The organism is Streptomyces monashensis (assembly GCF_001866665.1).
GTDB lineage: Bacteria > Actinomycetota > Actinomycetes > Streptomycetales > Streptomycetaceae > Streptomyces > Streptomyces monashensis.
Window position 1 is genome coordinate 13,990 of record NZ_MLYO01000029.1, and the last position, 13,885, is coordinate 27,874.

At 72.8% G+C, this 13,885-nt stretch carries 16 protein-coding genes; 8 read left to right on the forward strand and 8 right to left on the reverse strand.

Features of this window, described 5'->3' with window-relative positions; genetic code table 11:
* Nucleotides 1–4: 4 nt before the first annotated feature.
* Nucleotides 5–781, reverse strand: a complete 777-nt coding sequence (locus BIV23_RS17520) for an amino acid ABC transporter ATP-binding protein (protein ID WP_071381812.1) — start codon at nt 779–781, stop codon at nt 5–7.
* Between the two features lie 290 nt (nt 782–1,071).
* Between BIV23_RS17520 and BIV23_RS17525 the strand changes: the two genes are divergently transcribed.
* Complete coding sequence (locus tag BIV23_RS17525) at nt 1,072–1,758, forward strand: response regulator transcription factor (protein ID WP_071381813.1); 687 nt, start codon at nt 1,072–1,074, stop codon at nt 1,756–1,758.
* A 9-nt stretch (nt 1,759–1,767) separates the two neighbouring features.
* Nucleotides 1,768–3,171, forward strand: a complete 1,404-nt coding sequence (locus tag BIV23_RS17530; protein ID WP_071381814.1) for a sensor histidine kinase — start codon at nt 1,768–1,770, stop codon at nt 3,169–3,171.
* 39 nt (nt 3,172–3,210) lie between these two features.
* Here the strand turns inward: BIV23_RS17530 and BIV23_RS17535 are convergent, their stop codons facing one another.
* Complete coding sequence (locus tag BIV23_RS17535; protein WP_071381815.1) at nt 3,211–4,209, reverse strand: TAXI family TRAP transporter solute-binding subunit; 999 nt, start codon at nt 4,207–4,209, stop codon at nt 3,211–3,213.
* A 106-nt stretch (nt 4,210–4,315) separates the two neighbouring features.
* Between BIV23_RS17535 and BIV23_RS17540 the strand changes: the two genes are divergently transcribed.
* Entirely contained in the window at nt 4,316–4,735 is a 420-nt protein-coding gene (locus BIV23_RS17540; RefSeq protein ID WP_071381816.1) for a pyrophosphohydrolase domain-containing protein, read from the forward strand.
* On the opposite strand, the gene BIV23_RS17545 is transcribed toward BIV23_RS17540, so the two are convergent.
* The 4 genes from BIV23_RS17545 to BIV23_RS17560 all read right to left on the reverse strand — a co-directional run bounded on the left by BIV23_RS17545 (nt 4,732) and on the right by BIV23_RS17560 (nt 7,612).
* On the reverse strand, nt 4,732–6,219 hold the full coding sequence (locus BIV23_RS17545) for a hypothetical protein (protein WP_071381817.1): 1,488 nt from the start codon (nt 6,217–6,219) through the stop codon (nt 4,732–4,734). The genes BIV23_RS17540 and BIV23_RS17545 overlap by 4 nt on opposite strands.
* A gap of 284 nt (nt 6,220–6,503) precedes the next feature.
* A complete protein-coding gene (locus tag BIV23_RS17550) occupies nt 6,504–6,677 on the reverse strand; it encodes a hypothetical protein (RefSeq protein ID WP_245790557.1) in 174 nt (57 codons plus the stop codon).
* A 58-nt stretch (nt 6,678–6,735) separates the two neighbouring features.
* Nucleotides 6,736–7,179, reverse strand: coding sequence for a MarR family winged helix-turn-helix transcriptional regulator (locus BIV23_RS17555; protein ID WP_071381818.1), 444 nt, complete (start codon nt 7,177–7,179; stop codon nt 6,736–6,738).
* 73 nt (nt 7,180–7,252) lie between these two features.
* Entirely contained in the window at nt 7,253–7,612 is a 360-nt protein-coding gene (locus tag BIV23_RS17560; protein WP_071381819.1) for a DUF6204 family protein, read from the reverse strand.
* A 170-nt stretch (nt 7,613–7,782) separates the two neighbouring features.
* On the opposite strand from BIV23_RS17560, the gene miaB reads away from it, so the two are divergent.
* A complete protein-coding gene (miaB, locus tag BIV23_RS17565) occupies nt 7,783–9,312 on the forward strand; it encodes a tRNA (N6-isopentenyl adenosine(37)-C2)-methylthiotransferase MiaB (protein WP_107471193.1) in 1,530 nt (509 codons plus the stop codon).
* Between the two features lie 111 nt (nt 9,313–9,423).
* A complete protein-coding gene (locus tag BIV23_RS17570; protein WP_071381821.1) occupies nt 9,424–10,137 on the forward strand; it encodes a class III extradiol dioxygenase subunit B-like domain-containing protein in 714 nt (237 codons plus the stop codon).
* A gap of 148 nt (nt 10,138–10,285) precedes the next feature.
* Here BIV23_RS17570 and BIV23_RS17575 read toward each other — a convergent pair whose 3' ends face one another.
* The gene (locus tag BIV23_RS17575) at nt 10,286–10,570 is read right to left on the reverse strand and encodes an antitoxin (protein WP_071381822.1); all 285 of its coding nucleotides are present in this window, start codon (nt 10,568–10,570) and stop codon (nt 10,286–10,288) included.
* Between the two features lie 24 nt (nt 10,571–10,594).
* A complete protein-coding gene (locus BIV23_RS17580; protein WP_245790558.1) occupies nt 10,595–10,894 on the reverse strand; it encodes a hypothetical protein in 300 nt (99 codons plus the stop codon).
* A gap of 181 nt (nt 10,895–11,075) precedes the next feature.
* Here BIV23_RS17580 and miaA point away from each other — a divergent pair, with 181 nt between their 5' ends.
* The 3 genes from miaA to dapF all read left to right on the forward strand — a co-directional run bounded on the left by miaA (nt 11,076) and on the right by dapF (nt 13,729).
* A complete protein-coding gene (gene miaA, locus BIV23_RS17585) occupies nt 11,076–12,014 on the forward strand; it encodes a tRNA (adenosine(37)-N6)-dimethylallyltransferase MiaA (protein ID WP_071381823.1) in 939 nt (312 codons plus the stop codon).
* Nucleotides 12,015–12,340: 326 nt separating this feature from the next.
* Entirely contained in the window at nt 12,341–12,808 is a 468-nt protein-coding gene (locus BIV23_RS17590; RefSeq protein WP_071381893.1) for a hypothetical protein, read from the forward strand.
* A gap of 45 nt (nt 12,809–12,853) precedes the next feature.
* Nucleotides 12,854–13,729 carry a diaminopimelate epimerase gene (gene dapF / locus BIV23_RS17595; protein ID WP_071381824.1) on the forward strand — a complete coding sequence of 292 codons (876 nt, stop codon included), beginning with the start codon at nt 12,854–12,856 and terminating at the stop codon, nt 13,727–13,729.
* The last annotated feature ends 156 nt before the right edge of the window (nt 13,730–13,885 follow it).

Below are 13,885 nucleotides of genomic sequence, written 5' to 3' on the forward strand. Positions count from 1 at the left end.
GCCCTCAGTGGTGCAGGATCTTGGACAGGAAGTCCTTGGCCCGGTCGCTGCGCGGGTTGCTGAAGAACTGCTCGGGCGTGGCCTGTTCGACGATGCGGCCGTCGGCCATGAAGACCACGCGGTTCGCGGCCGAGCGCGCGAATCCCATCTCGTGGGTGACGACGATCATCGTCATGCCCTCACGGGCGAGCTGCTGCATGACCTCGAGGACCTCGTTGATCATCTCGGGGTCGAGGGCCGAGGTCGGCTCGTCGAAGAGCATGACCTTCGGGCCCATCGCCAGCGCCCGCGCGATCGCCACGCGCTGCTGCTGGCCGCCGGACAGCTGGGCGGGGTACTTGTCGGCCTGGGTGCCCACCCCGACCCGGTCGAGCAGCGCCCGGGCCTTCTCCTCGGCCTGCCGCTTCTCGGTCCTGCGGACCTTGAGCTGGCCCAGCATCACGTTCTCGAGCACGGTCTTGTGCGCGAAGAGGTTGAAGGACTGGAACACCATCCCGACGTCGGCCCGCAGCCGGGCCAGCTCCTTGCCCTCCTGGGCCAGGGGCTTTCCGTCGATCGTGATGGTGCCGGAGTCGATCGTCTCCAGGCGGTTGATCGTGCGGCACAGAGTCGACTTTCCGGACCCCGAGGGCCCGATGACCACGACGACCTCGCCACGGGCGATCGTCAGGTCGATGTCCTGGAGCACGTGCAACGCGCCGAAGTGCTTGTTGACGCTCTTCAGGACGACCAGTTCGTCGGACGTGACCGTGTCTTCCTTGGTCAGCGCTGCTTCGGTCATCGCTCTCGGGCTCCGTCCTGCTCGGTTTCGGAGGACAGTAATGAGCCGCTGTGACCTGCGTCATCACATCTGAGGGAGATCTGAGCATCACGATCCGATAGCAAACGGACACGTGTCGTAGCACATGTTCCCCGCGCGCGTATCGGCCGGATAACGGTAGCGACAGGCAACCGGAACCCTCTTGACGCCGTCCTTGTCCATCGGCGTCACTGCCATGGTGCACGCGCGCGTGCGCCTACAAGACGCACGAGAACCGACACCGTACGACCGCTGAACCGGAGGGGGCCGGGATGAGACTGCTGCTCGTCGAGGACGACAACCACGTCGCCGCGGCCCTGTCCGCCGTCCTCGCGCGGCACGGCTTCGAGGTCACGCACGCGCGTAGCGGCGAGGAAGCCCTCCAGGCACTCGTCCCCGAGAGCGACGGTTTCGGTGTCGTCCTGCTCGACCTCGGCCTGCCCGACCAGGACGGATACGAGGTCTGCGGCAAGATCCGCAAGCGCACCGGCACCCCGGTGATCATGGTCACCGCCCGCTCCGACGTGCGCTCCCGCATCCACGGGCTCAACCTGGGCGCCGACGACTACGTCGTGAAGCCGTACGACACCGGGGAACTGCTCGCCCGGATCCACGCCGTCAGCCGGCGCACCGCCCACGAGGACGCGGGCCCCGGCGGCGACGGGTCGCTGCTGCTCGGCGCCGTGCGCATCGAACTGCCCACCCGCCAGGTCACCGTGGCCGGTGCGGTCGTCCAGCTGACCCGCAAGGAGTTCGACCTGCTCGCCCTGCTCGCGCAGCGTCCGGGCGTCGTCTTCCGGCGGGAGCAGATCATCAGCGAGGTCTGGCGCACCAGTTGGGAGGGCACCGGCCGCACCCTGGAGGTGCACGTCGCCTCCCTGCGGGCCAAACTGCGCATGCCCGCGCTGATCGAGACCGTACGCGGCGTCGGCTACCGGCTCGTCGCGCCGGCCGCCTAGCGGGGCCGGGTGCGCGCACGTCTGCTGCCGCTGCTCATCGTCCTGATGGCGGCCGTACTCCTCGCTCTCGGCCTGCCGCTCGCCATCAGCGTGGCCGCCGCCCAGCAGCAGAAGGTCGTCGTCGACCGGATCGACGACACGGCGCGCTTCGCCGCGCTCGCCCAGTTCGTCACCGGCGGCCCCGGCGGATCCCGCCGCACGGGCACGGACGAGCGCCTGGAGGCGCTGCGCAGCGAACTCGCCAACTACTACGGCGTCTACGGCATCAACGCCGGTGTCTTCTACCGCAACGGCTCCGCCATGGCCAATGCCCCCGCCGACTGGCTCGTACCGCCGAAGGGGGAGGTCCGGGACGCGTTCGCGGAGGCGCTGCTCAGCCGGCGCAGCCACGATCCGCGACAGGTGTGGCCGTGGCAGCGCAGCCGACTGGTCGTCGCCTCGCCGGTGATCCGGGACGGGGACGTCGTGGCGGTCGTGGTCACCGACTCGCCGACCGGGCAGATGCGGTCCCGGATCCTGCACAGCTGGCTGCTCGTCGCGGCCGGCGAGAGCGCGGCGATGCTGCTGGCCGTCGGGGCGGCGCTACGGCTCACCGGCTGGGTGCTCCGACCGGTCCGCGTCCTGGACGCCACCACCCACGACATCGCCACCGGACGCCTGAAGTCCCGGGTCGCGGCGGCCGGCGGACCGCCGGAACTCAGAAGGCTGGCCCGGTCGTTCAACGAGATGGCGGACAACGTCGAGGACGTGCTGGAGCAGCAGCGTGCCTTCGTCGCCGACGCCTCGCACCAGCTGCGCAACCCGCTCTCGGCGCTGCTGCTGCGCATCGAGCTGCTCGCCCTCGAACTCCCCGAGGACAACGAGGAGATCGCCTCCGTCCGCACCGAGGGAAAGCGTCTCGCGCAGGTGCTGGACGACCTGCTCGACCTGGCGCTGGCCGAGCACGCCGAGGCGGACCTGAGCCTGACGGACGTCGGCGCGCTCGCGGAGGAGCGGGTGGCCGCGTGGTCACCGGCCGCCGGTGCGAAGGGCGTCCGGCTGACCGGGGAGTGCCCGCCCACGACCGGCTGGGCCGACCCGATCACCCTGTCCAGCGCCCTGGACGCGGTGATCGACAACGCCGTGAAGTTCACCCCCGAGGGCGGCACGGTGGCGGTCACCGTGGCAGCCGACGGCGACACCTCCACGATCGTGGTGACCGACACCGGTCCCGGCCTCACCGAGGAGGAACTCGCGCGCGTGGGCGACCGCTTCTGGCGCAGCGGCCGCCATCAGAACATCAAGGGCTCGGGCCTCGGCCTGTCCATCACGCGCGCGTTGCTCATGGCGGGCGGCGGCTCGATCACGTACGACCACCACGAACCGGGCGGCCTGCGCGTGACGGTGCGGGTGCCACGACAGGGGGAGCACTGAGGGGACGGGCTCCCGCAGGCCCGCCCCGCTCCGGCCGCCTCACGGCTTCACCGAGCGGTAGTACCGCCGGGCGCCCTCCTGGAGGTACAGCGGGTCCGTGTAGATCGCGGTGCGCAGGTCGACCAGTTGGGCGCTGTGGACGTGGGCACCGATGCCGTCGCGGCTCTTGATGACCGTGCGGGTCAGCCATTCGGTCAGCCGGGGGTCCACGTCCGTGCGGGTGATCAGGAGGTTGGCGACGGCGATCGTCGGCACCTCGTTGCCCTGCTGCACGACCGGGTAGGCCGACTCGGGGATGCTGGTGGCCCGGTAGTAGCGGTTCTCCTGGCCCTCGTCGTGCAGCTTGGTGACGAGGTCGCCGTCGATCGGCACGAACCTGAACGCGGCCTTCTTCGCCAGCCCGGCCAGTCCCTTGGTGGGCAGTCCGCCGGACCAGAAGAACGCGTCGATCTTGTTCTGCCGGAGTCGCTCGGGCCCGGTGTCGATGCCGTCCCCGGCCGCGGTGATGTCCCGGTGCGGGTCGATGCCGGCGGCCGTGAGCACCCGGTCGGCGATCAGCCGCACCCCGGAGTGCGGCAGCCCGGTCGCCACCCGCCTGTGCCGCAGGTCCGCCACGCTCCGGATGTCCGAGTCACTGCGCACGATGAGATGAACGTAGTCGTCGTAGAGCCGGGCCACCCCGCGCAGCCGTCCGGCGCCGCTGCCGTGCGCCAGTTCGTACGTCTCCACCGCGTCGGCCGCCGCGATGGTGAAATCGGCCTTGCCGGTCGCCACCCGCTGCACGTTCTCCTGCGAACCGGCGCTGCCGAGCAGGTCGACCTTCAGCCCGGGCATGTCCTTGGCCAGCTCGGTGCGCAACCGCTCGCCGTACTCCTGGTAGACCCCCGAGGACGTGCCCGTGCTGAAGACGATCGTCCCGCTCGGCGGCTTCTCGCCCAGGGGCAGCAGCCACCACAGCAGCAGCCCGAGCAGCACGGCCCCGGCGGCCGCGACCGGCAGCGCCCGGCGCCTGCCGAGCCGGGGGAACACCTTCGACATGCGGCGATCCTGCCAGCCCGGGCGCGCCCGTGACCAGGCCGGGGTCACGCCCCGTGCGACGAGGAGAGCCGGGGGCGCTGTCAGTGGCGGTCGTTAGAGTCGACGCATGAGCACTTCGCCCGCCGACCTCGTCCGTGAGTTCCACCATGCCTTCGGCCTCGACGCCCGCAGCACGCCGGCGGAGGTGGACCCCCAACTGGCCGCACACCGCGGGGAACTGCTCGCCGAGGAGGCCGCGGAGGTCGCCGAGGTCGCGGTCGACGGCCCGCTGGACAAGCTTGCGCACGAACTGGCCGATGTGGTCTACGTCGCCTACGGCACGGCGCTCGTCCACGGCATCGACCTCGACCAGGTGATCGCCGAGGTCCACCGCGCCAACATGAGCAAGATCGGCCCGGACGGACAGGTCGCCCGCCGGGCCGACGGCAAGGTCCTCAAGGGGGAGCACTACCGCGCCCCGGACGTGTCGGCCGTACTGCGCGGCCAGGGCTGGATACCGGCGGAGCCGGGCGCCCACAGGTCCTAGGGGGTCTTCAGGGTGCCGCCCGCCAGTTTCCACTCGCGGTGCAGCGCGCCCAGCGGGATGTCCCGGTGGACGATCGGCGTGCCGAACACGGACAGCTGGAGCCGCAGTGTCCCGGACAGATCGACGCCGCCGTACACGCGCCAGTCCATCGAGGCCTTCACCCCGCCCGTGCCGATGGACGTGGAGGGGGAGCCGGTGACCACCGTGCCGGAGGCCTCGCCGCGGAGATACGGGGCCAGGTCGGCGGTGACGCCGACCGCGCCGTAGAGGCCGACGGAGGCCTCGGCGCCGAGCGCCGTCTTCAGGGTCCCGGCGGTGGTGACGGAGGCGTGTACGGGGGTGCTCGTCATGTCCGAGGAGCTGACCGGCGTCCAGCCCTTGGCGGGGCCGAAGGTGCCGCCCGCCGTGAAGGCGCCCTTGACGTTCTGCTCGACGTCGACGGTGACGTGCCCGTCGCCGCTGAGCTGGATGTAACAGGTCAGGCCGAGGCTGACGACGACGGGGACCGGGCCGACCTGGAGGACGGGATCGGCGTGCAGCGTGGCGAACGGGATGCGCAGCGGCGCGCCGGTCGTCGCGGCGGCCCGGCCTGCGACCGACCAGCCGGAGGTCCAGCGACCGGACACGCCGAGGTACGCCGCCCCGGGTGTCACTGCGGTGCCGGTGCCGCCGTAGGCGAAGTCGACCCGCGGGGCGACCTGGACGAAGCCGTGCACCGAGGCGCCGGCCGACACCGGGGCGTCCTTCGCCGATGCCACCGCGGCGCTCACGTCGAGCCGGAGGCTGCCGAGGGGCACGGTCGCGCTCTTCGGGCCGACGCGCACGTCACCGGCCTTGGCCCAGGACACCTTCACCCCGGGCAGCAGTTTCTCGACGGCGAAGGACGAGGGGTCGACCGGCACGTCGCCCTTCGCGGTGGCGTCGCCGAGCAGGGCGTTCAGCGTGGCCGGTGCCGTCTGTACCTGCGTGCCCCGGTCCGTCTCGCCGATCACCTTGGTGACCTTGGCGAGCAGCCCGTGCGGCGCCCCGGGCGCGGGCGCGCTGGCGATCACGTCGCCCACGGCGGTCCGGTGCGCGACATCCGGGGAACTGCCGGTGGGAGCGGGGGAGGGCGGGGCGGAGGCTGACGGAGAGCGCGAGGGGGTGGCTGTCGAACTCCTTTGCGGAGACGACTCGTCGGACAGTACGGCCCGTCGTGTGCGGCTGTCGTACGAGGTGACCGCGAGCGTGGTCCGATGCGCGCGCTGCCCGGTGCCCGGCCGGCCCGCCGCGGCGGTCGCGGGGGCGGCGGGAGCGGCGACGACGGCGAGTGAGCGGTCCGTGCCGTCGGTGGCACGGACAGGGGCCGTGGGCTGCTGTCCGCGTCCGGCGGCCGACTGCGGTTCGGCGTGCGGTGCGGACGAGGAGCAGGCCGTGGCGACAAAGAGGGTGGTCACGGCGAGGGCGGGCAGCAGGGCGTACCTGTGCCTCGTGCGTCTGCGCAAGGTCGGTCCTGGGTGGAGTGGGGGGTGGCAGAGAGATTCCGGCGGGCGGTCCGCCCAGCGGCAGTACCGGCCGGTAACTCGATGTCGAACCATGAGCATGCCATGCCGCATCCATCACTCCCTCACCGTCCGGCCACAACTGAACGTGAGCTGTGACACGGCGTGTTCGGGCCATCCATGGCCGAAGTGCACCCGCACGAACCGGTGTTGTGGGTGGCCGCCAGGGCCTGTCGGCGTCCCCGGGCGGACGGCGGCCGCCCGGAGACTGCACAACCGGCCGGCGCTCAGCGGCCGTCGAGGCCGGCGCCGCCGAGCCGGGTCAGCAGCCCCGACAGCAGTGCGACGTCCTCGCCGCTCCACGCCCGGGCGGCGAAGACCTCGGCGGCGGCCTCCTCGGCCGTGGCACGCATCTCCGCCAGCCGCCTGCGGCCCGTCGGGGTCAGCGACGCGTAGGCCACGCGCGCGTCCCGGGCGGGCGGACGGCGGCCGCCCGGAGACTGCACAACCGGCCGGCGCTCAGCGGCCGTCGAGGCCGGCGCCGCCGAGCCGGGTCAGCAGCCCCGACAGCAGTGCGACGTCCTCGCCGCTCCACGCCCGGGCGGCGAAGACCTCGGCGGCGGCCTCCTCGGCCGTGGCACGCATCTCCGCCAGCCGCCTGCGGCCCGTCGGGGTCAGCGACGCGTAGGCCACGCGCGCGTCCCGGGCGTCCGGCTCACGGGTCACCAACCCGATCCGCTCCAGTGGGGCCAGCCCGCGCGTGACCCCGGAGGCGGTCAGCCCCAGGGCCTCGGCGAGATCGACCCGGCGCATGCGTCCGCCGGGCGCCTGCCCCAGCCGCAGCAGCAGGGTGAAGTCGGCGAGGCTGACCCCGTGCAGCCCGCTCAGCCGGGAGTCGAAGCGCCGTACGAGCGCCGCCTGCGCCCTGACCAGACGCAGAGCCGCGTCGAGGGTGTCACTCATCGCCGCCCCGCTCTCTCCGGAAGCCACTGCCGGTCCCTCCGGAAGCCATTGCCGGATCCTTGACTACTCAAGTTCATGCTCCGCCGTATCGCGCAGCGCGTCGCTGCCGCTTGCCCATCGGGGCCTGGGAGAGGTCCTCGGCGCTGGAGCGCAGGTTCTTGAAGCCGTAGCCGCGCTCGGTCAGCCAGGCCTGCGCCGCCTCCTCGGCCCGCTCCGTCGCCTCCAGGATGTCCTCCTCTTCCTCGCCGGTGTCGGAGAAGCGGAAGACGAAGGCGGGGCGGGCGGCGATGTCGTAGGTGAGGCTGCCCTCGGGCGTGAACGCGGCGCGCAGCACGTCGTGTGCGGCGGCGTCGGCCAGCAGGGCGGCGCGCTGCGCGTCGGTCAGGCCGTCGAAGGCGCCGCGGACGGTGATGCGGAACGTACGTGTACTCATTCCGCGACCCTAGGCGCAGCGCCCGCGCCCGCTCCACCCGGTTTCCGCTCCGGCCGGCCCGGACGGCGCCGACACGCACCTGCGGGATCCGGGGGGCCACCGGCCCGCTGGGTCCCCACCCCGTCCGCCCGCCGAAACCGGTCGCCCCGAGCAGCGCCTACCCTTGACCCATGACCAGCAGCAGCGACCGGAGCCGGGCAGTGGACGTGCAGGGACCCAAGACCTACGAAGTGCGTACCTACGGGTGCCAGATGAACGTCCATGATTCCGAGCGATTGTCCGGGCTGCTGGAGGAGGCCGGGTACGTGCGGGCGCCGGAGGGCTCGGACGGCGACGCCGACGTCGTGGTCTTCAACACGTGCGCCGTCCGCGAGAACGCCGACAACCGGCTGTACGGCAACCTCGGCCGGCTCGCGCCGCGGAAGGCCTCGCGGCCCGGCATGCAGATCGCGGTCGGCGGCTGCCTCGCGCAGAAGGACCAGGACACCATCGTGCGGAAGGCGCCCTGGGTGGACGTCGTCTTCGGCACGCACAACATCGGCAAGCTGCCGGTTCTGCTGGAACGCGCGCGCGTGCAGCAGGAGGCGCAGGTCGAGATCGCCGAGTCGCTGGAGGCGTTCCCCTCCACCCTGCCGACCCGGCGCGAGAGCGCGTACGCGGCCTGGGTGTCGATCTCCGTCGGCTGCAACAACACCTGTACCTTCTGCATCGTCCCGGCCCTGCGCGGCAAGGAGAAGGACCGCCGTACCGGCGACATCCTCGCCGAGATCGAGGCCCTGGTCGCCGAGGGCGTCTCGGAGATCACGCTGCTCGGCCAGAACGTCAACGCCTACGGCTCCGACATCGGCGACCGCGAAGCCTTCAGCAAGCTGCTGCGCGCCTGCGGCACGATCGAGGGCCTGGAGCGCGTCCGGTTCACGTCCCCGCACCCGCGCGACTTCACCGACGACGTCATCGCGGCCATGGCCGAGACCCCGAACGTGATGCCGCAGCTGCACATGCCGCTCCAGTCCGGCTCGGACACGGTCCTCAAGGCGATGCGCCGGTCGTACCGCCAGGAGCGCTACCTCGGGATCATCGAGAAGGTGCGGGCCGCCATCCCGCACGCGGCGATCACGACCGACATCATCGTGGGCTTCCCCGGCGAGACCGAGGCGGACTTCGAGGAGACCATGCGCGTCGTGCGCGAGGCCCGGTTCGCGCAGGCCTTCACCTTCCAGTACTCCAAGCGGCCCGGCACCCCCGCCGCGACCATGGACGACCAGATCCCCAAGGAGGTCGTCCAGGCGCGCTACGAGCGGCTCGTCGCCCTCCAGGAGGAGATCTCCTGGGACGAGAACAAGAAGCAGGTCGGCCGCACGCTGGAGCTGATGGTCGCCGAGGGCGAGGGCCGCAAGGACGGCGCCACGCACCGCCTGTCCGGCCGCGCCCCCGACAACCGGCTGGTCCACTTCACCAAGCCGGACCAGGAGGTCCGCCCCGGCGACGTCGTCACGGTCGAGATCACCTACGCCGCCCCGCACCACCTCCTCGCCGAGGGGCCGGTCCTCTCCGTGCGCCGCACGCGCGCGGGTGACGCCTGGGAGAAGCGCAACGCCGCCGAGGCCGCCAAGCCGGCGGGCGTCATGCTGGGCCTGCCGAAGATCGGCGTCCCGGAGCCGCTGCCGGCCGCGGCGGGAAGCGGCTGCGGCTGCGACTGACGGCCCGCCGCGAAGAGGGGCGGGCCGGAGCCGGGTCGTCCGCGTGGTCGGGCCGATGCGCGTAGCGGACTGACACGGCCGTCGGCCGTCGTACGGCGTACGCTGCCGGTCATGCTTGTCGCCGCCGCAGCCTGTCCCTGCCCGCCGCTGCTCGTACCCGAGGTCGCCGCGGGTGCCGCGCCCGAGCTGGACGCCGCCCGCTCGGCCTGCGCCGACGCGCTCGGCGTGCTCGCCGCCGCCCGCCCGGACCTCCTGGTGGTCGTCGGACCCGCCGGGCAGAGCGGGCGCGGACCGTTCGCGCAGGGCACCCCGGGCTCCTTCCGCGGCTTCGGGGTCGACGCCGGCGTACGCCTGGGCCCGGCCACGGACGCCGTCCCCGAGCGCGAGCTGCCGCCGTCGCTCGCCGTCGGCGCCTGGCTGCTGGAGCGGACGGGCTGGGCGGACGCCCCGATCGAGGGACTCGGCGTCGGGGAGCCGCTGGCGCCCGAGCGTTGCCTCGCCACCGGGCGGGAGATCGGCGCCCGGGCCGGGCGGGTGGCGCTGCTGGTGATGGGAGACGCCAGCGCCTGCCGCACGCTGAAGGCGCCGGGATACCTGGACGAACGGGCGGCCCCGTTCGACGCCGCGGTCGCGCGGGCGCTGGGCACGGCCGACCTGGCGGCCGTCCGGGCACTGGACCCCGAGCTGGCCCACGAGCTGAAGGCCTCCGGCCGGGCCCCCTGGCAGGTCCTGGCCGGCGCCGCCGAGGGCGCGGACCTGGCCGGCGCACTGCTGTACGAGGACGCGCCGTACGGCGTCGGGTACGTCGTCGCCACCTGGTCCTGAGGCGTCCGATCCGGTCCCGGGCCCGCCCGCCCATACTCGAAGGGGCCGTGCCGTACCCGTGAGACGGCGGACGGCCGGGAGCCGCTGGTGCTGCTCCGCGACCGTCCGCCGATACCCGTGCCCCGTGCCGCAAGGGGCCGTCCAAGGCTCAGGAAGCCGTGGGCGGCTCCTGCGGCCGGGTGGGTGCCGCCGGGTCGGTCCCGTCCGTCTCGGGGCCGGTGCCCTCCTTGTGCGCGAGGCGGTCGACCGCCTCCTTGGCCTTGCCCGTGCCCGCGTGGATCTTGTCGCTGTACTTGCCCTTGGTCCGCTCGTCGACGGCCTTCGCGGCCTTGTCGATGCCGTGCGTGACCTTGTCCCCGTGCTGTCGCGCGAGATCCGACACCTTGTCCTTGGCCGGGCCGAGCTTGGCCTTCATGTTGTCCAACAGACCCATGGTCCACCTTCCCTCGCGGGACAGTTACCTGCGGGCGCCCTCGCCGGTCGCGCTGTCGGCGGCCTCCTCGGCGGACTGCTGCTTGGGGATACCGGAGCCGTCGGACGTGTCGTCCGCACCGGTGCCGGCACCGGACTGCGTCGCGGCGTCCTCACGCCCGTCCTCGGTCGTCCCCTTCGCCTCCGCCGAAGCGGTTTCCTCCGCAGCTGCCGACTCCACCTCCTCCGCCTCGGCTCCGTCCGGCTCCACACCGGTCTGCGCCACGGCGTCCGGCGTCTCCGGAGTCGCCTTCGACTTGCCGAAGAACCGAGCAAACACGCCCATATTCACTCCATACGGTACTCGTGCGGGCGAATTCCCGCGTCACCCGGTGCGTACGGTTGCGCCGCCGGGGTCACCGCCTCCCTGATTCGAAGGCGGTATCTCGCCACGGGCAACGACGCAAAAACCCATGCGTCACGTAACTCGTTCGAGAGCCCACCCGGAGGTTTGCGAAACTGGTGCGGTGAGCAGTGCACCCCCCACCCCCCGCGTCATCGCCGTCGTCGGACCCACCGCGGCCGGAAAGTCCGATCTCGGCGTCTTTCTGGCCCAGCAGCTCGGCGGCGAGGTCGTCAACGCCGACTCCATGCAGCTGTACCGGGGGATGGACATCGGTACCGCCAAACTGACGCCCGAAGAGCGCGGCGGCATACCGCACCACCTGCTCGACGTCTGGGACGTGACGGTCACCGCCTCCGTCGCCGAGTACCAGAGACTCGCCCGCGCCCGGATCGACGCCCTGCTCGCCGAGGGCCGCTGGCCGATCCTGGTCGGCGGCTCCGGCCTGTACGTCCGCGGGGCCGTGGACAACCTCGAGTTCCCCGGCACCGACCCCGAGGTCCGCGCCCGGCTGGAGGAGGAGCTGGCGCTGCGCGGCTCGGGCGCCCTGCACGCCCGGCTGGCCGCCGCCGACCCCGAGGCGGCCCGCGCGATCCTGCCCAGCAACGGCCGCAGGATCGTCCGGGCGCTGGAGGTGATCGAGATCACCGGCCGGCCCTTCACCGCGAACCTGCCCGGCCACGACTCGGTCTACGACACCGTTCAGATCGGTGTCGACGTCGAGCGTCCGGAGCTGGACGAGCGCATCGCGCGCCGCGTCGACCTGATGTGGGAGGCCGGTCTGGTGGACGAGGTGCACGCGCTGGAGGCGCGGGGCCTGCGCGAGGGGCGCACGGCGTCGCGCGCGCTCGGCTACCAGCAGGTGCTCGCGGCGCTCGCCGGGGAGTGCACCGACGCGGAGGCCAGGGCCGAGACCGTGCGCGCGACCAAGCGCTTCGCGCGCCGGCAGGATTCGTGGTTCAGGCGCGACCCGAGGGTGCACTGGTTGAGTGGGGCCGCGGCCGCCCGAGCGGAACTTCCGCACCAGGCCCTGGCGTTGGTCGAACGACCGGTTACAGCCTGATCACGTGATGGCATCGGGATGCGCCGCCGGTCATCGGGGCCTTCGGCGCCGTGCCATCATCGAGCTTCGATCGACCAAGTGGAACCTAGTTGGGAGGGCGCGTGGCGATGGAGGCCGGCCCTCGCGACACCGCACCAGGTGCCGAGCACGTCACCACAGCGGGTGACGAACCGGACCCGGCCGGGGCGGCGCGTGCCGCGGAGTGCGGACCGACCGGGCACCGCCCGGCCGGCGACCCGACGGCCGGGGACCTCCTGGACGGCGACCGCCTGACCGGCGAGCAGCTCACCCGCGACCTGCCCGGCGACGGGCGGGACGATCACCGGCTGGACGAGCACCGGCCGGCCGCCGACCGCCTCCTCGGGGACCCGCTGTCCGACGACGGTCCCGACGAGTCCCCGGACGGCGTGACCGCCGACGGACCGGCGCCCGAGGAGATGTACGAGAGCGGGCCCGAGGTCGAGGTCGAACTGCGCCCGCAGCGTCGGCTGCGCATCTGGCAGCTCGCCCCCATCGTGGGGCTGTCCGCCGTCGGCTCCCTGATGTTCGCCTTCCCGCTCGCCTTCGACTTCGGCGACAGCGGAGCCGTCATCGCGATGCTCGGCCTGCTGATCTGCTCCTGCGCCGCGGGCTGGGGCATGACGGCCGCCCGGCGGGTGGGCTACACCTGGCCCGGCCTGCCCCCGCGCGGCTCCGGCCGCCGGGTCGACTGGCGGGTCGTCCTCGCGTACATGCTGCTGGTCGCCGTGGTGGCCGTCCTCGCGGTGTGGCGCGTGGCCCGCCTGCGCGGCTAGCCCGCCGCGCGGCGGTGTGTCGTGCCCACCCCGTACGATCGAGGCATGAGCACGCGCACGCCCATCCCCTTCCTCAAGGGTCACGGCACCGAGAACGACTTCGTGATCGTCCCGGACCCCGGGAACGCCCTCGACCTCACCCCGGCCGCCGTCGCCGCCCTGTGCGACCGCCGGGCAGGCCTCGGCGGCGACGGGGTGCTGCATGTCGTGCGGTCCGCCGCGCACCCTGAGGCGAAGGCGATGGCGGACGAGGCCGAGTGGTTCATGGACTACCGCAACGCCGACGGCTCGGTCGCCGAGATGTGCGGCAACGGCGTGCGTGTGTTCGCCCGCTATCTCCACCACGCCGGACATGTGGCCGAAGGCGACTTCACGATCGCCACGCGCGCGGGCGTGCGCTCCGTCCACCTCGCGAAGGACGGCGACGTGACCGTGGGCATGGGCCGGGCCCGTCTGCCCGAGGGCGAGGTCACGGTGACCGTCGGCGAGCGCAGCTGGCCCGCGCGGAACGTGAACATGGGCAACCCGCACGCGGTCGCCTTCGTCGACGACCTCGCGCACGCGGGCCGACTGCTCGAGGCACCCCCGGTCAGCCCGGCGCAGGCCTACCCGGACGGGGTGAACGTCGAGTTCGTGGTCGACCGAGGCCCCCGCCACGTCGCCATGCGCGTGCACGAGCGCGGCTCCGGCGAGACCCGCTCCTGCGGCACGGGCACGTGTGCCGTCGCCGTGGCCGCCGCGCGGCGCGACGGCGTCGACCCGGCCGTCACCGGCACCCCGGCGACGTACACCGTGGACGTGCCCGGCGGGCGCCTGGTCATCACCGAGCGACCCGACGGCGAGATCGAGATGACCGGACCGGCCGTGATCGTCGCCGAGGGCGAGATCGACGGCGAATGGCTGGAAAACGCCGTCCGCTGACCGGGTGTCACCACGACGGCAGCCGCCCCGGGGGCCAGGAACAGCGGTTTCCGGCGCCCTGAGAGGCGCACGCCCCCGGGCGAACCGCGGACGCGCCGTGGGCGCGTGGCGCAAAACCTAAACCTTCTTCTCATCGCTCGAATGGGTGATCCGTTT